General features: G+C 67.8%; 16 protein-coding genes. 6 read left to right on the forward strand and 10 right to left on the reverse strand.

Features of this window, described 5'->3' with window-relative positions; all coding sequences use genetic code 11:
• Nucleotides 1–8: 8 nt before the first annotated feature.
• From mrdA to ABIC51_RS29330, 4 genes are all read right to left on the reverse strand, one after another.
• The gene (mrdA, locus tag ABIC51_RS29315) at nt 9–2,291 is read right to left on the reverse strand and encodes a penicillin-binding protein 2 (RefSeq protein ID WP_059700478.1); all 2,283 of its coding nucleotides are present in this window, start codon (nt 2,289–2,291) and stop codon (nt 9–11) included.
• 112 nt (nt 2,292–2,403) lie between these two features.
• Complete coding sequence (mreD, locus tag ABIC51_RS29320; protein WP_009687274.1) at nt 2,404–2,916, reverse strand: rod shape-determining protein MreD; 513 nt, start codon at nt 2,914–2,916, stop codon at nt 2,404–2,406.
• Nucleotides 2,913–3,971 (reverse strand): rod shape-determining protein MreC, encoded by a 1,059-nt coding sequence (mreC, locus tag ABIC51_RS29325; RefSeq protein WP_027788857.1) that lies wholly within the window; start codon nt 3,969–3,971, stop codon nt 2,913–2,915. Before mreC ends, mreD begins: the two co-directional genes overlap by 4 nt.
• 126 nt (nt 3,972–4,097) lie before the next feature.
• Nucleotides 4,098–5,141 carry a rod shape-determining protein gene (locus ABIC51_RS29330; protein ID WP_004189550.1) on the reverse strand — a complete coding sequence of 348 codons (1,044 nt, stop codon included), beginning with the start codon at nt 5,139–5,141 and terminating at the stop codon, nt 4,098–4,100.
• Between the two features lie 367 nt (nt 5,142–5,508).
• Here ABIC51_RS29330 and gatC point away from each other — a divergent pair, with 367 nt between their 5' ends.
• The 5 genes from gatC to ABIC51_RS29355 all read left to right on the forward strand — a co-directional run bounded on the left by gatC (nt 5,509) and on the right by ABIC51_RS29355 (nt 10,616).
• Nucleotides 5,509–5,808, forward strand: coding sequence for an Asp-tRNA(Asn)/Glu-tRNA(Gln) amidotransferase subunit GatC (gene gatC, locus ABIC51_RS29335; RefSeq protein ID WP_027788858.1), 300 nt, complete (start codon nt 5,509–5,511; stop codon nt 5,806–5,808).
• Between the two features lie 65 nt (nt 5,809–5,873).
• Nucleotides 5,874–7,364, forward strand: a complete 1,491-nt coding sequence (gene gatA / locus ABIC51_RS29340) for an Asp-tRNA(Asn)/Glu-tRNA(Gln) amidotransferase subunit GatA (RefSeq protein WP_027788859.1) — start codon at nt 5,874–5,876, stop codon at nt 7,362–7,364.
• A gap of 4 nt (nt 7,365–7,368) precedes the next feature.
• Nucleotides 7,369–8,844 carry an Asp-tRNA(Asn)/Glu-tRNA(Gln) amidotransferase subunit GatB gene (gatB, locus tag ABIC51_RS29345; RefSeq protein ID WP_060358496.1) on the forward strand — a complete coding sequence of 492 codons (1,476 nt, stop codon included), beginning with the start codon at nt 7,369–7,371 and terminating at the stop codon, nt 8,842–8,844.
• Nucleotides 8,845–8,962: 118 nt separating this feature from the next.
• Complete coding sequence (locus ABIC51_RS29350; protein WP_027788860.1) at nt 8,963–9,802, forward strand: polyphosphate kinase 2 family protein; 840 nt, start codon at nt 8,963–8,965, stop codon at nt 9,800–9,802.
• 40 nt (nt 9,803–9,842) lie between these two features.
• Entirely contained in the window at nt 9,843–10,616 is a 774-nt protein-coding gene (locus tag ABIC51_RS29355) for an exodeoxyribonuclease III (RefSeq protein ID WP_021158564.1), read from the forward strand.
• Between the two features lie 128 nt (nt 10,617–10,744).
• On the opposite strand, the gene ABIC51_RS29360 is transcribed toward ABIC51_RS29355, so the two are convergent.
• A complete protein-coding gene (locus ABIC51_RS29360) occupies nt 10,745–11,797 on the reverse strand; it encodes an NAD(P)-dependent alcohol dehydrogenase (protein WP_027788861.1) in 1,053 nt (350 codons plus the stop codon).
• A gap of 228 nt (nt 11,798–12,025) precedes the next feature.
• Here ABIC51_RS29360 and ABIC51_RS29365 point away from each other — a divergent pair, with 228 nt between their 5' ends.
• Nucleotides 12,026–12,970: an AraC family transcriptional regulator gene (locus ABIC51_RS29365; RefSeq protein WP_060174263.1), complete on the forward strand. Its 945-nt coding sequence runs from the start codon at nt 12,026–12,028 to the stop codon at nt 12,968–12,970.
• A gap of 9 nt (nt 12,971–12,979) precedes the next feature.
• Here the strand turns inward: ABIC51_RS29365 and ABIC51_RS29370 are convergent, their stop codons facing one another.
• The 5 genes from ABIC51_RS29370 to ABIC51_RS29390 form a co-directional block, all read right to left on the reverse strand.
• A complete protein-coding gene (locus ABIC51_RS29370) occupies nt 12,980–14,056 on the reverse strand; it encodes a M48 family metallopeptidase (protein ID WP_354006731.1) in 1,077 nt (358 codons plus the stop codon).
• Entirely contained in the window at nt 14,046–15,467 is a 1,422-nt protein-coding gene (locus ABIC51_RS29375) for an AmpG family muropeptide MFS transporter (protein ID WP_027788864.1), read from the reverse strand. Before ABIC51_RS29375 ends, ABIC51_RS29370 begins: the two co-directional genes overlap by 11 nt.
• Before the next feature lie 96 nt (nt 15,468–15,563).
• Nucleotides 15,564–16,172, reverse strand: coding sequence for a methionine biosynthesis protein MetW (gene metW / locus ABIC51_RS29380; protein WP_021156285.1), 609 nt, complete (start codon nt 16,170–16,172; stop codon nt 15,564–15,566).
• Nucleotides 16,169–17,314 (reverse strand): homoserine O-succinyltransferase MetX, encoded by a 1,146-nt coding sequence (gene metX / locus ABIC51_RS29385; RefSeq protein WP_027788865.1) that lies wholly within the window; start codon nt 17,312–17,314, stop codon nt 16,169–16,171. Before metX ends, metW begins: the two co-directional genes overlap by 4 nt.
• A 328-nt stretch (nt 17,315–17,642) precedes the next feature.
• Complete coding sequence (locus tag ABIC51_RS29390; protein WP_354006732.1) at nt 17,643–20,585, reverse strand: autotransporter family protein; 2,943 nt, start codon at nt 20,583–20,585, stop codon at nt 17,643–17,645.
• Nucleotides 20,586–20,625 lie beyond the last annotated feature (40 nt).

Consider the following 20,625-nt stretch of genomic DNA (forward strand, 5'->3'; position numbering starts at 1 on the left):
TTTCTCCGTTAATGAGCGGTGCCGGCGTCCGCCGCCTTCGCGGAGGCCGTCGCACGGTGGTTGTCGTCGCGCGGCGTGGCGACGAGCGGCTGCGCGTCACTGGCGGGCCGGCGCGGCCGGTGCGGGCGCCGGATCGGCGGCAGGCTCGCGGCCCTCGGCGCATCGGCACCGGCGCTCGCCGGCGGGGCGGCGCTTGCGCCGGCGGCCGACGCTTCGGAGGCCGCGGCGGCCGATGCCGCTTCCGCCGCACTGGCCGCGCTCGGCACGACCGGCTGCGGCAGCGCCGTGAAGCCGGCCGCGACGGCGGCGGGCCGGTTCGCGTCGCCGATCACCGGCGCGTTGACGGGTTCGGTCGCCGACGCCGCGGCAGCCACGGCCGCGGCCTCGTTCTGCGGGTTCTGGCGGTCGACGAGATAGAAGTCGAGCACGCGGCGCGCGATCGGGCCCGCGGCCTGCGCCCCCCAGCCGCCGTTCTCGACGACCAGCGCGACGGCGATCTGCGGATGGTCGACCGGTGCGTACGCGATGAACAGCGCGTGGTCGCGCAGGTGCTCGGCGAGCAGGTGGCCCTTGTAGTTGGAGCCTTGCAGCGAGAACACCTGCGCGGTGCCGGTCTTGCCGGCGGCGAGGTACGGCGCGCCGCGGAACACCTTGTACGCGGTGCCGGACGGGTTCTCGATCACGTTCTCCATCCCGCGCTTCACGACGTCGATGTCGGCCTGCTTGAGCGGGATCACTTCGCTTTCCTTCGGCACGGTCAGGCGGCGCCCGCGCGTGATCGGGTCCTCGATTTCCTTCACCAGGTGAGGCTTCATCACGACGCCGTTGTTCGCGAGCGTCGCGGTCGCGTGCGCGAGCTGCAGGATCGTGAACGAGTTGTAGCCCTGGCCGATCCCGAGGCTGATCGTTTCGCCGTCGAACCACTTCTGCTGCGCGGCCTTCTTGAACGCCTTCTTCTTCCAGTCGGTCGACGGCAGGATCCCGCGCGCCTCGCCCTGGATGTCGATCCCGGTGATCTGGCCGAAGCCGAACGGCTTCATGAAGTTCGCGATCGCGTTCACGCCGAGGTCGCGCGCGAGCATGTAGAAGTAGGTGTCGTTCGACACCATGATCGCCTTGTTCATGTCGACCCAGCCCTGGCCCGAGCGCACGTCGTTGCGGAACGTGTGGCCGCCGAACGTGAAGTAGCCGGGATCCTGGAAGCCCCAGCCCGGCGTGCGCTTGCCGAGCGTCAGGCCGGCGAGCGCCATGAACGGCTTGTACGTCGAGCCGGGCGGGTAGGTGCCGTGCAGCGGGCGGTTCAGCAGCGGCTTGTCGGTCGAGTTGTTCAGCTCGTCCCAGGTCTGCTGGTCGATGCCGTCGACGAACGAGTTCGGGTCGAAACTCGGCGACGACACGAACGCGAGCACGTCGCCCGTCTTCGGCTCGATCGCGACCAGCGCGCCGCGCTTGCCGGCGAACGCCTGCTCGGCGACCTGCTGCAGCCCGATGTCGAGCGACAGCACGAGGTTGTTGCCGGGCGTCGCCTGCGTGCGCGACAGCGTGCGCACCGGCCGGCCGCCGGCCGTCACCTCGACTTCCTCGAAGCCCGTCAGCCCGTGCAGCTCGGTTTCGTAGCTCTGCTCGACGCCGATCTTGCCGATGTAGTCGGTGCCCTTGTAGTTGTTCGCGTCGCGGCGCGGATCGTAGTTTTCCTGGTCGCTGTCGTTGTCGTCGCTCATCGCGTCGATGCGATCCTGGTCGCGCTTCGAGATCCGGCCGATGTAGCCGATCACGTGCGCGGCCGTCGTGCCGAGCGGATATTGGCGGAACAGCCGCGCGCGCACGTCGACGCCGGGAAAGCGGAAGCGCTGCGCGGTGAAGCGCGCGACTTCCTCGTCGGTGAGCCGGGTGCGGATCGGCAGGCTCTCGAAGTTCTTCGAGTCTTCCTGCAGCTTCTTGAAGCGGCGGCGGTCGCGCGCGTCGATCGGGATGATCTCGGACAGCTTGTCGATCGTGTTCTCGAGCGTGTCGTCGAGCTTCGACGGCGTGATCTCGAGCGTGTACGCCGAATAGTTCTTCGCGAGGATCACGCCGTTGCGGTCGGTGATGATCCCGCGGTTCGGCACGATCGGCGCGACCGAGATGCGGTTCTCCTCGGCCTGCAGCGCGTATTTGCCGTGCTGCATCAACTGCAGGTAGAAAAAGCGGCTCGCGAGCAGCCCGAAGCAGACGAACACGAACACGCCCGCCGCCGCGACGCGCAGGCGGAACTTCGAGAGCTGCTGTTGGGTGTCGTTGAATTCGGTCATGCGGTTACGATCGATCTGGCCCGCGCACGATGCGGCTGCGGGCGAGGGGCCGCCCCGGAGCGCGGCGCGCGGCGGGCGTGGAGGCGGCGGGTAGTCAAGGCAGGCCCAGGGTTCAGATGGGGCGCGTATCGTCCGGATCGACCGGGCGGCGTTGCGGCATCAGCAGCAGGTGGCTCGCGATCGGCCACAGCGCGGCCTCGACGAAGCCGTCGACCAGGTAGCGCCAGCCCGGGAACGCGGCGCCCATCACGAGGCGGATCACGAACGGAACGAGCTGCGCGACGACCAGCAGCGGCGTGACGTACAGCACCTGCACGCCGATCGGCATCCACAGCACGCGACGGTGGATCGTGATCGCGCCGTACGACAGCAGCGTATAGGCGAGCGCATGCTCGCCGAGCAGCCCCGCGTCATGCACGTCCATCAGGATGCCGAGCGCGAACGCGACGCCCATCCCGACCTTGCGCGGCTGATGGATGTTCCAGAACAGCAGCACGAGCGCGACGAAGTCGGGCACGCCGGGCAGGCGGCCCCACGGCATCAGGTTCAGCAGGAACGCGGCGGCGAGGCTGAAGACGATGAAGTACGGATTGACCGGCTGCAGGATGTATTGCGGGCGATTCATCGCTGGGCTCCTGGTTGCCCGGCCGCGGGCTTCGCGGGCGCGGCGGCGGGCTTGGCCGCAGGCGCAGGCGCGGCAGGCGCCGGCTTGGCGCCGGGCTGGGCCGCGGCGGCCGGCTTCGCGCCGGCGTCGGCCTTCTCGCCTTTCGCGGCGGCTTTCGCGCCTTTCTTGCCCTTCGCGTTCTTGTCGGCGGCCGGATCGGGCTCGGCCGGGCGCGGCGGGATGTCGTTCTGGTAATGCAGCACGAGCATCTGGCGCGCGCCGCGCACGGCGGCGATCGGCGCGCAGGTCACGCGCGCGAATGCGGTATCGGCGAGCTTGTCGACGCGTACGACCTTCGCGACCGGCAGGCCGGGCGGATAGACGCCGTCGAGGCCGCTCGTGACGAGCTCGTCGCCGACGACGAGATCCGCGCTCGTCGGCACGAAGCGCAGGTCGAGCGAATCGCCCTTCGGCGTGCCGTAGATCACGCTGCGCAGGCCGGTGCGCAGCACCTGCACGGGAATCGCGAGATCGCGGTCGGTGACCAGCGTGACTTCGGACTGCAGCGGGAACACGCGCGTGACCTGGCCGACCACGCCGTTCTCGCTGACGACGGGCGCGCCGTTCTGGATGCCCTGCTGCGAACCCTGGCCGATCACGATCTTCTGCGTGAACGGATCGCTCGTGTCGTACTGGATCTCGGCCGGCGTCGATTGCGTCGCGATGTGCTGGCGCAGCTCGAGCACGGCGCGCAGGTGCGCGTTCTCCTGCGCGAGCACGGCGGCCTGGTTGGCCTGCGTGGACAGCTGCAGGTTGCGCTTGCGGAGATCGTCGTTGTCGTGGCGCAGCGACGCGCCGGTGACGGCGATGTCGGCCGCGCCCATGAACAGGTCGCGCGGCACGAGCGCGGCGCGCTGCAGCGGATAGAGCACGGTGCCGAGCACGCCGCGGACGATTTCGAGCGTGTTGAAGCGCGCGTCCGACACCAGCAGTGCGATCGCGACGGCGACGAAAAAGATGAGCCGCGCGAGCGCGGGCGGGCCTTGCTTGAAGAGGGGCGGCGGACTGTATTCCATGGTCGGCGCCGGGCGCGAATGATCGGTTAAATGAAGCTCAGACGCGCAAACGGCGCGGCGGTTCGTTCTGAATGAGCGAGCCGGCCACGCCGCGGGTGCGTCATGTCAGGAAGACTGCCTAGACGATCACTCGTACGAGAAGATGCTGCCCAGCTTGTCCATGCGCTCGAGCGCCATGCCCGAACCGCGCACGACGCAGGTGAGCGGATCTTCCGCGACGAGCACCGGCAGGCCGGTTTCTTCCGCGAGCAGGCGATCGAGGTCGCGCAGCAGCGCGCCGCCACCCGTCAGCATCATCCCGCGTTCGGCGATGTCGGCGCCGAGTTCCGGCGGCGTCTGTTCGAGCGCGATCTTCACCGACGACACGATCTGGTTCAGCGGATCGGTCAGCGCTTCGAGGATTTCGTTGCTGGAGATCGTGAAGCTGCGCGGAATGCCTTCCGACAGGTTGCGGCCCTTCACTTCCATTTCCTTGACTTCGGAGCCCGGGAACGCGGAGCCGATTTCCTTCTTGATCGCCTCGGCGGTCTGCTCGCCGATCAGCATCCCGTAGTTGCGGCGGATGTAGTTGACGATCGCTTCGTCGAACTTGTCGCCGCCGACGCGCACCGAGCCTTTATAGACGATGCCGCCGAGCGAGATCACGCCGACTTCGGTCGTGCCGCCGCCGATGTCGACGACCATCGAGCCGGTGGCTTCCGACACCGGCAGGCCTGCGCCGATCGCGGCCGCCATCGGCTCCTCGATCAGGTAGACCTGCGATGCGCCGGCGCCGTGCGCGGCTTCCTTGATCGCGCGGCGCTCGACCTGGGTCGAGCCGCACGGCACGCAGATGATGATGCGCGGCGACGGCGAGAACATGCGCGACTCGTGGGCCGTCTTGATGAACTGCTTGATCATCTGCTCGGTGACGGTGAAGTCGGCGATCACGCCGTCCTTCATCGGGCGGATCGCCTCGATGTTGCCCGGTACCTTGCCGAGCATCTGCTTGGCTTCCTTGCCGACTGCCTGGATCGTCTTCTTGCCGTTGGGGCCGCCTTCCTGGCGGATCGACACGACGGACGGCTCATCGAGCACGATGCCCTTGCCGCGCATGTAGATCAGGGTGTTTGCGGTGCCGAGGTCGATCGCGAGATCGTTGGAGAAGTAGCTGCGCAAAAAACCGAACATTCAGAATCCTGTTTCGCTCTGGGCCGGCCCTGCATAGCGAGCGCTGAGGGCGGCAGCGGAAAAAATAACAGCCTCGGGAAGCGTGGCGGAAGCGGCCGCCGCGGCGCACGAAGCTGCGAGTGATGTCTACCGGGGATCGCACGAAGCACGCACGGCTTGCCGAAGCGGGGCGAAACGGTGCGGGAAAAGGCTGCCGGGTTTGGGTCGAACGCGTAATGATACCTTATAATTTCACGGTATTTGAATCGAAACGGGCGGTATTTTTGCCGCTTCGGCCCCGATTTTTGAGGGTGGGATCGCACCCTCCAACCCCCCGCCGCAGTGCTGCTTTCGATGCATTGCGCAGTCTTGTTTTTCCGGTGATCGCATGGCCCTGACCCTGACCGATGTGAAACGCATCGCGCACCTGGCGCGACTTGAAATGGCCGACGCCGACGCCGAGCACATGCTCGGCCAGCTCAATGATCTCTTCGGCCTCGTCGAGCAGATGCAGGCGGTCGACACCGCCGGCATCGCGCCGCTCGCCCACCCGATCGAACAGATCCAGGAAGTCGCGCAGCGCCTGCGCGACGACGCCGTGACGGAAGTCGTCAATCGCGACGACAACCAGCGTCCGGCGCCGGCCGTCCAGGACGGCCTCTATCTCGTGCCGAAGGTGATCGAGTAAGCATTCGACGACAAGCGCGCCGGCCAGCGCCGCGCGCCACCCAGAATTCCCAGGAAAACCACTCAATGCACGCAAAAAGCCTGACCGAACTGCGCGCCGCGCTCGCCGCCAAGGAATGCTCGGCCGTCGAGCTCGCGCAGCTCTACCTGAAACGGATCGACGCCGCGCGCGACCTGAACGCGTTCGTCCACGTCGATGCCGACCTGACCCTCGCGCAGGCGAAAGCTGCCGACGCGGAGCTCGCGCGCGGCGCGGGCGGCGCGCTCACCGGCCTGCCGATCGCGCACAAGGATGTGTTCGTCACGCGCGGCTGGCACTCGACCGCAGGCTCGAAGATGCTCGCGAACTACGCGAGCCCGTTCGACGCGACCGTCGTCGCCCGCCTGCAGGCGGCCGGCATGGTCACGCTCGGCAAGACCAACATGGACGAGTTCGCGATGGGCTCGTCGAACGAGAACTCGGCGTTCGGCGCGGTGAAGAACCCGTGGGACACGAACGCCGTGCCGGGCGGCAGCTCGGGCGGCAGCTCGGCCGCCGTCGCCGCGCGCCTCGCGCCGGCGGCAACCGGCACCGACACCGGCGGCTCGATCCGCCAGCCCGCGTCGTTCGCGGGCGTGACAGGCATCAAGCCGACCTACGGCCGCGTGTCGCGCTACGGGATGATCGCGTTCGCGTCGTCGCTCGACCAGGGCGGCCCGATGGCGCAGAGCGCGTCCGACTGCGCGCTGCTGCTGAACGCGATGGCCGGCTTCGACGAGCGCGACTCGACGAGCCTCGATCGCGACGATGAAGACTTCACGCGCCACCTCGGCCAGCCGTGGGCGGCCGGCAACGATGCGGGCAAGCCGCTCGCGGGCCTGCGCATCGGCTTGCCGAACGAGTATTTCGGCGACGGCCTGGCCGACGACGTACGCGCGACGATCGACGCGGCACTGAAGCAGTATGAAGCGCTCGGCGCGACGCTCGTGCCCGTGTCGCTGCCGAAGACGGAGCTGTCGATCCCCGTGTATTACGTGATCGCGCCGGCCGAGGCATCGTCGAACCTGTCGCGTTTCGACGGCGTGCGTTTCGGCCACCGCGCCGCGCAATACGGCGACCTGCTCGACATGTACAAGAAGTCGCGCGCGGAAGGCTTCGGCCCCGAGGTGAAGCGCCGGATCCTGGTCGGCACGTACGTGCTGTCGCACGGCTACTACGACGCGTACTACCTGCAGGCGCAGAAGATCCGCCGCATCATCGCGAACGATTTCCAGGAAGCGTTCAAGACCTGCGACGTGATCATGGGCCCGGCCTCGCCGACGGTCGCATGGGATCTCGGTTCGAAGGGCGACGATCCGGTGCAGATGTATCTCGCGGATATCTACACGCTGTCGGTGAGCCTCGCGGGCCTGCCCGGCATGAGCGTGCCGTGCGGCTTCGGCGCGGGCGCGAACGCGAAGCGCCCGGTCGGCCTGCAGATCATCGGCAACTATTTCAACGAAGCCCGGATGCTGCAGGTCGCCGACGCGTTCCAGCGCGCGACCGACTGGCACAAGCAAGTTCCGGCAGGGGTGTAAGCACATGGCTACTCAATGGGAAGTCGTTATCGGTCTCGAGACGCACGCGCAACTGTCGACCGTCTCGAAGATTTTCTCGGGCGCGTCGACGCAGTTCGGCGCCGAGCCGAACACGCAGGCGTGCCCGGTCGACCTGGCGCTGCCGGGCGTGCTGCCGGTGCTGAACCGCGGTGCGGTCGAGCGGGCGATCCGCTTCGGCCTCGCGATCGGCTCGACCATCGCGCCGCGCAGCATCTTCGCGCGCAAGAATTATTTCTACCCCGATCTGCCGAAGGGCTATCAGATCAGCCAGTACGAGATTCCGGTCGTGCAGGGCGGCCAGATCACGATCCAGGTGCCCGCCAACGAAAAGGCCGGCAAGGAAGCGTACGAGAAGACGGTCAACCTGACCCGCGCGCACCTCGAGGAAGATGCGGGCAAGTCGCTGCATGAAGACTTCGCCGGGATGACCGGGATCGACCTGAACCGCGCAGGCACGCCGCTGCTCGAGATCGTCACCGAGCCGGAAATGCGCAGCGCGGCCGAGGCCGTGGCGTATGCGAAGGCGCTGCACGGGCTCGTCGTGTGGCTCGGCATCTGCGACGGCAACATGCAGGAAGGCTCGTTCCGCTGCGACGCGAACGTGTCGGTGCGACCGGTCGGCCAGGAGAAGTTCGGCACGCGCGCGGAAATCAAGAACCTGAACTCGTTCCGGTTCCTCGAGGAAGCGATCAACTACGAAGTGCGTCGCCAGATCGAGCTGATCGAGGACGGCGGCGAAGTCGTGCAGGAAACGCGCCTCTACGATCCGGACAAGCGCGAGACGCGCTCGATGCGCAGCAAGGAAGACGCGCACGACTACCGCTACTTCCCCGACCCCGACCTGATGCCGCTCGTGATCGGCCAGGACTGGATCGATCGCGTGCAGTCCGGGATGCCCGAGCTGCCGGCCGCGATGCAGCAGCGCTTCGCCGAGCAGTACGGCGTGTCCGCGTACGACGCGGGCGTGCTGACGTCGAGCAAGGCGATGGCCGCGTATTTCGAGTCGGTGGTCGCGAAGGCGGGCGCCGCGAACGCGAAGATCGCCGCGAACTGGCTGATGGGCGACGTGTCGTCGCAGCTGAACCGCGACGGCATCGAGATCGACGCGATCCCCGTGTCGGCCGCGCAGCTCGCGCTGCTGCTGCAGCGCATCGCCGACGGCACGATCTCGAACAAGATCGCGAAGGAAATCTTCGCGACGATCTGGGACGAGAAGCCGGACGACGAAGGTGCGGCCGACCGCATCATCGACGCGAAGGGCCTGAAGCAGATCTCCGACACCGGCGCGCTGGAAGCGATCATCGACGAGGTGCTCGCGGCGAACGCGAAGTCGGTCGAGGAATTCCGCGCGGGCAAGGAAAAGGCGTTCAACGCGCTGATCGGCCAGGCGATGAAGGCGACCAAGGGCAAGGCCAATCCGCAGCAGGTCAACGAACTGCTGAAGAAGAAGCTCGGCTGAGCATGAGCGCGCGCCTGAACCGCGCTTGACGACGGGCCGCCCCGAACCAGTTCGGGGCGGCCCGTTGCGTTTGGCGGATGCGTTATCGTATGCGTCACACCGTCCAACGGAGGAACGAATGGCGAAACAACCGTCGCTCGACGATTTCCGCGTGCCTTATTTCACGCGCGAGAAGGAAGCCGCCGCATTCAAGCTCGATGCGTTCGACCCGGCCGCAAAGCCGTTTTCGTCCGGCTCGAAGGATGACGACCGCGAACGGCTGTCGGTCGTGTCGACCGAACTCGACGTGCAGCAGGAGCGCCTGCACACGCAGCAGAAGAAGCGCGTGCTGCTCGTGCTGCAGGGGATGGACACCAGCGGCAAGGACGGCACCGTGCGCGCGGTGTTCCGCGAGGTCGATCCGCTCGGCCTGCGCGTCGTGTCGTTCAAGGCGCCGACGCCGATCGAGGCCGCGCACGACTTCCTGTGGCGCGTGCATGCGCAGGTGGCGGCCGCGGGCGAGCTCGCGATCTTCAACCGCAGCCACTATGAAGACGTGCTCGTGCCGCGCGTGCTCGACCTGATCGACGCGAAGGAATGCGAGCGCCGCTACCGGCAGATCCGCGATTTCGAGACGATGCTGGTCGAGAACGGCACGACGATCATCAAGTGTTTCCTGCACATCTCGAAGGACGAGCAGCGCGAGCGGCTGCAGGCGCGCATCGACGATCCGACCAAGCACTGGAAGTTCGACATCTCCGATCTCGACGCGCGCAAGCACTGGGACGCGTACCAGTCCGCGTACCGCGACGCGCTCGCCGCGACGTCCGCCGAGCATGCGCCGTGGTACGTGATCCCGGCCAACTCGAAGACGCACCGCAACGTGATGATCGCCGAGCTGCTGCTGCGCACGATGACCGACATGAAGCTGGAATTCCCGCCGCCGAAGCCCGAGCTCGAAGGCGTGAAGATCCGTTAAGCTGCCACCCTGTAAAACATCGAACTGAACGGAATCCGACATGATGCGAGTGATTACCGCCAACCTGAACGGCATCCGCTCCGCCGCGAAGAAGGGCTTCTTCGAATGGCTCGGCGAACAGAACGCCGATTGCGTGTGCGTGCAGGAAATCAAGGTCTCGGCCGACGACCTGCCGGCCGAATTCGTCGAGCCGCACGGCTTCAAGAGCTATTTTCACCACGCCGAAAAAAAGGGCTACAGCGGCGCGGGCGTGTACAGCCGCCGCGAGCCCGACGACGTGATCATCGGCTTCGGCAGCAGCGAATTCGATGCCGAGGGTCGTTATGTCGAGGCGCGCTACGGCAAGCTGTCGGTCGTGTCGGTGTACGTGCCGTCCGGCTCGAGCGGCGAGGAACGCCAGCAGGCGAAGTACCGCTTCATGGACGAGTTCATGCCGCACCTTGCCCAGCTCAAGAAGAAGCGCGAGGTGATCCTGTGCGGCGACGTGAACATCGTCCACAAGGAAATCGACATCAAGAACTGGAAGAGCAACCAGAAGAACTCGGGCTGCCTGCCGGAAGAGCGCGAGTGGCTCACGAAGCTGTTCGACGATGTCGGCTACGTCGACGTGTTCCGCACGCTCGACCCGCGCGCCGAGCAGTACACGTGGTGGAGCAACCGCGGCCAGGCGTATGCGAAGAACGTCGGGTGGCGGATCGATTACCAGATCGCGACGCCGGGCGTCGCCGGCACCGCGAAAAGCACGTCGATCTTCAAGGACATCAAGTTCAGCGACCACGCGCCGCTGACGGTGGACTACGACTACAAGAAGTGATTGCCGGCGCCGCGCCGCGCGCGTAGCGCCCGAACCCGCCGGTCGCCGGATGCAGAACGGGCCGCATGTCGAACATGCGGCCCGTTTCATTTGGGGCGGCGATCGTGCGGGCCGCCCGGCGGTGGCGCTTACTGCTTGATCGATGCCATGTCGATCACGAACCGGTACTTCACGTCGCTCTTCAGCATCCGCTCGTAAGCGGCGTTGATCTGCTGCATCGGAATCGTCTCGATATCCGACGTGATCCCGTGCTCCGCGCAGAAGTCGAGCATTTCCTGCGTTTCCGCGATCCCGCCGATCAGCGAGCCCGCGAGGCGGCGGCGCTTGAAGATCAGGTTGAACACCTGCGGCGACGGATGGTCGTGCTCCGGCGCGCCGACGAGCGTCATCGTGCCGTCGCGCTTCAGCAGGTGCAGGAACGGGTTCAGGTCGTGCTGCGCGGCGACCGTGTTCAGGATGAAGTCGAAGCTGTTCAGGTGCGCGTTCATCTGCGCTTCGTCCTTCGAGATCACGACTTCGTGCGCGCCGACGCGCTTGCCGTCCTCGATCTTCGACGGCGACGTCGTGAACAGCACGACGTGCGCGCCCATCGCGCGCGCCAGCTTCACGCCCATGTGGCCGAGGCCGCCGAGCCCGACGATGCCGACTTTCTTGCCGGGGCCGACGTTCCACTGCCGCAGCGGCGAGTAGGTCGTGATCCCCGCGCACAGGAGCGGCGCGGCGCCGGCCGGGTCGAGCGTCTCGGGCACGCGCAGCACGAACGCCTCATCGACGACGAGCTGCGTCGAGTAGCCGCCGTAGGTGACGTCGCCCGTCACGCGGTCCTGGCCGTTGTAGGTGCCGACGAAGCCGTTCTCGCAATACTGCTCGAGCCCGTCGGCGCAGCTCGGGCAGGTGCGGCACGAATCGACGAGACAGCCGACGCCGACCAGCTCGCCGACCTTGAAGCGCGATACCTGCGGGCCGGTCGCGGTCACGCGGCCGACGATTTCATGGCCCGGCACGACCGGGTAGATCGTGTTGCGCCATTCGTTGCGCGCCTGGTGCAGGTCCGAGTGGCAGACGCCGCAGTAGAGGACGTCGATCTGGACGTCGAGGTCGCGCAGCGCGCGACGCTGGAATTCGAACGGGGCGAGCGGCGACTGCGAATCGGTTGCCGCGTAAGCGTAGGTGGTGCTCATGCAGGGGGCTCCTTGGCCGGGAAAACATCCGGCGAAACGAACTGCCGTCGCACCCTATGGCGATGCGGCGAGGCAGGACGTCATCGTAAGGAGCACGGCGCCGCGATGAAATACACGAAGGTCTGGAAGATTTGCCTATTCCTCTCGAACTGCGTGCAAACGGCCGCCAAAACGCATTCAAGATGCTACATTGCGAGCCAGATTCTCTTGCCGGACAGGATGACGCAGATGAGCTTCGAGCCCCTTTTCGCCGACACGGGCGACCGCGTGCAGCGCCGCATGGTCGAGCTGCACACGCGCCTCGCGCCGAACGAGGGCGACACGCTGGCGGCGCTCGACGGCGTGCGTTTGATTCGCGTGAGCCGTCCGGGGCCGCGCATGCCCGTGCTGTACGAGCCGAGCATCATCGTCGTGTGCCAGGGGCGCAAGCTCGGTTATCTCGGCGACCGCTCGTTCGTGTACGACGCGCAGCAATACCTGGTGCTGTCGGTGCCGCTGCCGTTCGAATGCGAGACCTTCGCGAGCGCGGAGGAGCCGTTTCTCGCGATCTCGATCCGCGTCGATCTCGCGGTGATCGCCGAACTCGCGATCCTGCTCGACGAGACGCTCGGCGCGGCCGCGAGCGAACCGCTCGGCGTCTATTCGACGCCGCTCGACGCGCCGCTGGCCGATGCGGTCGTGCGGCTGCTCGAAGCGCTGGCTTCGCCGCACGACACGCGCGTGCTGGGCCCCGCGATCATGCGCGAGATCGCGTATCGCGTGCTGACGGGCGCGCAGGGCGACGCGATCCGCGCGGCGCTCGTGCAGCAGCATCACTTCGGCCGCATCGCGAAGGCGTTGCGGCGCATCCATGCGGAGCTGAGGGCCGACCTCGATGTCGAGACCCTGGCGCGCGAGGCCGGGATGAGCCTCGCGGTGTTCCACGCGCACTTCAAGCACGTGACGGCGACGTCGCCGATGCAGTATGTGAAGGCCGCGCGCCTGCACCAGGCGCGGCTGATGATGGTGCAGGACGGCGTCGGCGCCGGTACGGCGGCCGCGCGTGTCGGTTATGCGAGCGCGTCGCAGTTCAGCCGCGAGTTCAAGCGGCTGTTCGGCCGCAGCCCCGGTGACGAAGTGCGCTGGATGCGTGAAATCGGGATTCGCCCGGTCGTGGCCGATACGGACGCGTAGCGCCCGGCGTCAGCCGGTGGCGCCGCGCCGCACGACCTTGCGCCGCTGCGCGCTGATGCCCGCGTAGTCGGGCAGTGAGTCGACCCGCTTGCCGATCGCCTTCGCGTACAGCGGCATCAGGTCCGGCAGCCGGTTCAGCAGATCCTGGCGCCGCGCGGTGCTGTACGGGTGCGTGTAGATGAAGCCCGTGGCCTTGTTCGCGCGCGTCGCGGCCGCGAGCTTGTCCCACAGCGTGATCGCCGCGCGCGGATCGAAGCCCGCGCGGGCGGCGATGTCGCCGCCGATCACGTCGGCTTCGGTCTCGTCGGTCGGGTCGTAGTGGAGCGATTGCAGGCGCTCGCCGAGGTTCAGCGCCTGCGGCAGCGGATCGCCGACGCCGAACAGCGGCGGCAGCGCGGCGGCACGCAGCGAAGTTTGCGATGCCGCGCTGAAGTTGCTGCGCGCATGTTCGCGCAGCGCGTGCGCGATGCCGTGCGCGGCCAGCACGCCGAGCTCGTCGTCGTTCAGCCGGAGGCGCTCGAGCAGGCCGCCGTACACGAGCACCTTGCCGCCCGGCAGGCAGGTCAGGCGGATGTCGCGCGAGCGGATCACGTTCACGTCCCACGCCCAGTTCTTCACGCGATCGTTCCACTTCACCGAATACGGCGCGAGCTTCGTGACGATCGCGCGCAGGCGCTTCACGCGCGGCTGGTTTGCCGGCAGCAGGCGGTTGCTGTCGGCGGCCGCCTGCACGATCTGCGCGTATTCGCTCGCGGTGAGCTGCTCGAGCAGCGGCGACGGGATCAGCGTGCGGAATGCGATCGCATTGCCGTAGCGAACCTGCTGCGGTGTCGGCGTATAAGCCTTCGTCGACGCGGCGGCGCCGGTCGGCTGCGCGGGTTCGGCGGTGGCCGGCTGAGCGGGGGCGGCGGAAGTCGACGTTGCCGGCGGTGAAGCCGGTGCGGCGGCCGGCGCGGAGCCCGCGGCGGTTGCAGCGGTCGCGCCGGTGTCGGACGCATGGGCGGCGAACCCGGCGGCGAGTGCCGCGGCACCGACGCTCAACGAAGCCGCAACGCGCGCGAGGCGGTGCAGGCGGTCACTGCGCACGGCTCGCCTCGCCGTTGCGTGCGGCGCCGTTCCACGGCGCGATCCTGAACAGCAGCAGCATGCCGGGAATCGCGAGCGCGGTGCACACGATGAAATAGTCGAACCAGCCGATCTTCGCGACGATGAAGCCGCTCGCGGCCGATGCGAGCGTGCGCGGCACCGATGCGAGGCTCGTGAACAGCGCGAACTGCGTGGCCGTATAGCGCGGGTCGGTCGTGCTCGCGATGTACGCGACGAATGCAGCCATCGTCAGGCCGGTCGTGAAGGTTTCGAAGCCGTAGACGATCGCGAGCGCGACGGTCATCGGGCTCAGATGCGGCGTGACCTCGAAGCCGAAGATCGACAGGAACGACGCGAGCGCATGGCTGGCCGCGACCGTGAAGTCGTAGAGCGCCGCGAGCACCGGCGAGCCGGGGCCGACCTGCGCGAGCCACGCGAAGCCGAGCGTCGACACCATCTGCAGCGCGCCGAAGACCCACAGCCCGCGGCCGATGCCGATCTTCACGAGCCAGACGCCGCCGATGATGCCGCCGGCGACGCTCGCGACGAGCGCGGTGGTTTTCGCGACGATGCCGATCTCGGTGCGCGTGAAGCCGATGTCGAGGAAGAACGACGTCGACAGCGTGGTGGCCATCGTGTCGCCGATCTTGAACAGGAAGATGAACGCGATGACGAGCAGCGCGCCGGTCCAGCCGTCGCGCTGGATGAATTCGCGGAACGGCAGCACGATCGCGTCGCGCAGGTTGCGCGGCGGTGCGCCGACCACTTCTGGCTCGCGCACGACGAGCGTCATCAGGATGCCCGGCAGCATGAACGCGCCGGTGATCGCGAACACGACGTCCCACGGCATGTGGTCGGACAGGATCAGCGCCAGCGAGCCGGGGATCAGCGCGGCGAGCTTGTACGCGTTCACGTGCACCGCGTTGCCGAGGCCCTGCTCGGTGTCGCGCAGCAGCTCGCGGCGATACGCGTCGATCACGATGTCCGAGCTCGCGCCGAAGAACGCGACGAGCGTCGTGAGCGCGGCAACCGTCCAGATCGAATCGCGCGGCGACACGAAGCCGAGCGCGGCGATCGCGCCCGCGACCAGCACCTGCGTGAGCAGCATCCAGCCGCGCCGGCGGCCCGGCCGCCAGCCGGGCAGGCGCGGGAGGTAGCGGTCCATCAGCGGCGCCCACAGGAACTTCCACGTATACGGGAACTGGATCAGCGCGAACAGGCCGATTTCCTTCAGGTTCACGCCCTCGGAGCGCAGCCATGCCTGCACGAGGTAGACGAGCGTGAACAGGGGCAGGCCCGACGTGAAGCCCAGGAACACGCAGATCAGCATGTGCGTGTTCAGATAGGCTCGCCAGCCGGGGTGATCCTCGTGAGCGGTGAGTGCGGGCGCCTCGTGTGGCGTTTTCGACATGGACTGGAACTGGGTAGCGTTGACTGATTGCGGCGGCAGCGCGCGGCGGGGGGAGCGGCGCGGGCCGGGCCCGGCGTTCGTCAACGGCCCCCCGGCTCAGCTGCGCTTGACGCGGTAGACAGCAAGACTACCACGCCAGTTCGCTCCCCATCGAATCGGCTGGCCTTCGTGCAGCACGACGCGGTCGAGGATCGTGACGCCGACTTCCGGTGCGAGCGCCTCGAAATCCTTGATCGTCAGCACCCGGACGTTCGGCGTGTTGTGCCACTGGTACGGCAGCGATTTCGACACGGGCATCCGGCCGTGCAGCACCGACAGCCGGTGCGACCAGTAGCCGAAGTTCGGGAACGACACGATGCACTCGCGGCCGACGCGCGCCGTCTCGCGCAGGATCGCGGCCGTCTGGTGGATCGTCTGCAGGGTTTGCGACAGGATCGCGATGTCGAAGCTGTGATCCTCGAACAGGCGCAGGCCGTCCTCGAGGTTCTGCTGGATCACGTTGATGCCGTTCTTCGCGCTCGCGAGCACGCCCGCGTCGTTCAGTTCGATCCCGTAGCCGGTGACGTCCAGCTCCTCCATCAGCAGCGCGAGCAGCGAGCCGTCGCCGCAGCCGAGGTCGAGCACGGTCGAGCGCGGCTCGACCCAGCGGGCGATCGTGCGGAAGTCCGCGCGCGCGGACAGGGAATTCAGTGCTTGCTGGTTCATGCCCCCACCTCGATGGCGATTCGTTCGTAATACGCGCGGAGCAGGTTGTGATAACGCGCGTCGTCGAGCAGGAACGCGTCGTGGCCGTGCGGCGCGTCGATCTCCGCGTAGCTGACCGTGCGCTTGTTGTCGAGCAGCGCTTTCACGATCTCGCGCGAACGCGCGGGCGCGAAGCGCCAGTCGGTCGAGAAGCTCGCGATCAGGTATTTCGCCTGCGTGCGCGCGAGCGCGGCCGTCAGGTTGCCGTCGAACGCCTTCGCCGGATCGAAATAGTCGAGCGCGCGCGTGATCAGCAGGTAGGTGTTCGCGTCGAAGTAGTCGGCGAACTTGTCGCCCTGGTAGCGCAGGTACGACTCGACCTCGAACTCGACGTCGAAGCTGAAGTTGTACGCGTCGAGCGCGCCGTCGGCACGGCGCAGCGCACGGCCGAATTTCTCGGCCATGTCGTCGTCGGAGAGATAGGTGATGTGGCCGATCATCCGCGCGACGCGCAGGCCGCGCTTCGGCTTCACGCCGTGCGCGTAGTAGTCGCCGCCGTGGAAGTCGGGATCGGACAGGATCGCCGAGCGCGCGACTTCGTTGAACGCGATGTTCTGCGCGGACAGCTTCGGCGTCGACGCGATGTCGATGCAGTGCGCGACGCGCTCCGGATACATCAGGCTCCACGCGAGCGCCTGCATCCCGCCGAGGCTGCCGCCCATCACGGCGGCGAAGCGCTCGATGCCGAACGCGTCGGCGACGCGCGCCTGCGCGTGCACCCAGTCCTCGACGGTGACGACCGGAAAGCGCGCGCCGTACGGCTTGCCGGACGACGGATCGATGCTCATCGGGCCGGTCGAGCCGAAACACGAGCCGAGGTTGTTCACGCCGATCACGAAGAAGCGGTTGGTGTCGAGCGGCTTGCCGGGGCCGACCATGTTGTCCCACCAGCCGGTGCTGCGCGGGTCGTCCGCGTAGACGCCGGCGACGTGATGCGACGCGTTGAGCGCGTGGCAGACGAGCACCGCGTTCGAGCGCGCGGCGTTGAGTTCACCGTACGTCTCGACGACGAGCTGATAGTTGCCGAGCGCGCTGCCGCTTTGCAAGCGCAGCGGTTCGGCGAAGTGCATGGTCTGTGGAGCGACGATGCCGATCGATTCCATTCGTTCCGCCTTATGACTGGGCAGCTAAATGGTGTCGGCGATGCGCGGAGTCGGAGATGCGCGGCTGACGACCTCTTTAGCCGCATTTGTAGTGAACCGCCGGGACAAAGACAAATCAAGGCCCCGGCCGGTTCGCGCGCCCGCAATCGAGTCAGCAAATCGGCGCGCTTCCGACCTGCCGCCAAGGAGGCGGCAGGTCGGCAAAGTATAGCGGAAATTGCGGAGGGCGGATTCGGGGGCGCTCGGGGAGGCGTCGGATCGGCCCCGCGGACGTGCAGGAGACCGGCCGGCCCTTCCGCATGGAGCAGGAGGCGCCGGCCGTGCGACGTCACCAGCGGTACTTCGCCGCCAACTCGCCCTTGACGACCGCATAGTCGGACAGGTTCGCCTCCAGCCCTAAGCCGGCCGATATCACGAAGCGCTTCGACAATTGCCCCGTCGCGCCGACCCGGAACGCCGCGCGATCCCGCGGCACGCTGAACGAGAACGCGTTGCGGTCGAGCGTCAGCGACCGCGATCCGGGGCCGTGCCACCAGTTCGCCTCGATGAACGGCCGCAGCTCGCGCCCGGACGGCATCGCGGTTACGCCGTGCACGCGCACGCCGAGACGGGTCAGCACGTCGGTCGAGCCTTGCCCGTCGAGGCGGCCGCCCGGTGCATCGTGCGCCGCCGCGCGATAGTCCGACACGACGAGTTGCGCCTCGGGTTCAACGAAGAACCGCGTATCGCCGCGCTCGTAGAAGCGGATCGAATAGCCGGTTTCGACCGATCCCGTCACGGTGCGCGAGCGGTACGAGTCGCCGGCGAGGCTGCCGCCGACGCTGTTCGCGTACGCACCGTACATGAACCACGCATCGACGTAGGGCCCGGACAGGATGTCGCGATTGCCGTACCAGGTGCCGTACAGCCCGACGTTGTAACCCGCGACGCTGCCGCGCGCGGTGGCATTCGCCATGCGCTGTTGGACCGCATTCCATAGCGGGCGGGTCGACCAGCTCGTCTGGCTGCCGTACATACCCATTGCGCCGACCCGGAAGCGGCCGCCGCGGCCGTCGTCGAAACGGAACAGGTCGGCGCCCGCGTGGATCAGGCGGCCGTTGCCCGACACGCTGCGGTTGCCGCCCGACATCGACGTGAACTGGCCTTCGGCGCGCAGCCAGACGGCGCCGTCGAGCGAAGGCGTCGCGCCGGGAGCCTCGCGCAGCGAACGGTCCTCGCGCTGATGCAGCGTATGGATCGCCATTGTCGCGGCCGCATCGGCGTTGGCCAGGTACGCATCGGGTTCGGGCGCGGCAGCGCGCGGCGGGACCGGCGGGACGGTTTCCGGACTGACGGGCGGGTCGGGATCGGTGGGGTCGGGCGCGGGTGCCGGCGGCGCGGGTTTGGCGGCCGAGACGAGGTACCAGTTCTCCTCGTGGCCGCCGGTGCCGCCGCGCTTGAGCATGTAGTCGTAACCGCCCGCCGACAGCGTGCCGAAGCCGTTCCGGTAGCCGTCCGATGCGGCGTCGAGCGCGAATGCCGACGCGTCGGTCGTCCCGCCGTGACGTGTCTCGACGATCGGGATGCCGAGTGTCGTCTGCGCGCCGTTGCCGCCCGTGCGCTTCACGACGATTTCCGTGTTGCCCGACGCATGACCGCCGTCGATCACGAGCCGGTCGGTGGGCGACGCGTCGTCCTGCAGCATCGTATGGATGACGAGCCGGCCATTGCGGGCCGCGTAGTCGCCGTTGACGACGAGTGTGCGCGGCGCGGGCGGTGTGCCGGTGTCCGGCGCGGCGAATGCGATCGTCGAGTCGTTCAATGCGATGGAGCCGGTCGACGAATCGGCGGTGACGGTCCAGCGGCTGCCCGTGTCGAGCGACAGCGTGCGCACCGCGTCCGTTGCGCCGGTCCAGACGGACGCGCCGGACAGCGCGACATCGGTCACGGCGGATGTCGGGCTGCCGTCGTCGGTCGGCTGGTTCACGATGTCGCCCGTCGCTTGCGCGCCGGTGTCGAGCGTCAGGCGCACGGGCGCGCCTGATTGGGCACGGACCGACAGCAGCGTGCCGGTGCCGCTGGCGGCGCGGGTGCCGTTGTGCAGCGTGATGTCGGCGTCGGACGCGTCGATGGCCGCATGCCGTTCGCTGAAGAGCGAACCGCCGTCCGCCGTCAGCCTGCCGCCGTGGACGCTTGCGGCAGGCGCGGCGTCGCCGGTCGCGCGGGCGTCGGTGCGCAGCAGGTCGATGCTGCCGCCGGCGCTTGCATAGAGCGCTGCGGCCTCGTTGCCGCGCGTCTCGACGGTTGCGTCGGCGAGCGACACAACCGACCCCGCGCCGGCGGACATCGCACCGCGGGCGCGCTCGCCGGTCGTGACGATGCCGCTGCGTGTCATCGTGACCCGGCCGCCGAGCCGGGCCAGTACGCCGATCGAACGGGCGCCGGTGGTGGCCACCTGCGTATCGATCGCGTCGATGGTCGGTGTGGCGGTATATTCCTTCGACGCATACAGCCCGTGTGCGCTGCGGCCGTGCGTGACGACTTGTGTGCGCGCGAGTTCGACGCGCCCTTCGCGGGTGTCCACGCCGAGAGCGTAATCACCGCTGGTTTCGAGGTGGCTGTCGGCGAACGAGACAGCCGATGCACCGGGCAGGTACAGCGCCGACGCGTAGTCGCCGTCCGTCCGGATATCCGAGCGATTCAACGTCGCACGGACGCCCTCGTAGCTGATGGCCATGCCATAGGCAAACAGGCCGCTGGTGCGAATCAGCGTGTCGGCGATGTCGATGACGCCGCCTGGAACGTAGTTCACCGAAATGCCATACGCTTCCTTGCCGCGCGTGACGATGACGCTGTCGGCGATGCGGAGCCGGCCGCCGGCGCTGTCGACGGACGCGCCGTGCGCATAGTCGCCGTCGGTATCGATCGAGATGCGTTCTGCGGTCGCGCTGCCGCCGTACCGGAGGTCGATGCCGGCACTGGAGTCGCCACGGGTGCGGATTTCCGTATCGCTCAGCCTGACGCTCGAGCCGGTGCCTAGCGCAGTCGCGCCCGCCGCGAGATTGGCGGTGGTGAACACGCGCGTCTTGCCGGTCGTCACCAGCGTGCCGCCATTGACGGCGGAAAGCACGGCCTCGCCCAATCGCGTCGTCGAATATTCGCCCGGCGCGATTTCAAGCACGACACCGTCCGCGTGTTGCGGCCCGCCGTTGGTCACTTGCGCGGCCGACGGCCATGGCACTACCGCCCCCGCAAGCAATGCCGAATGGGCGAAGCGTCGGGCTACCCTCATCCGGGAATGTCGAAATCTGCGATTCACCATCTCACCTGAA

The organism is Burkholderia sp. 572 (assembly GCF_040545135.1).
Classification (GTDB): domain Bacteria; phylum Pseudomonadota; class Gammaproteobacteria; order Burkholderiales; family Burkholderiaceae; genus Burkholderia; species Burkholderia cepacia.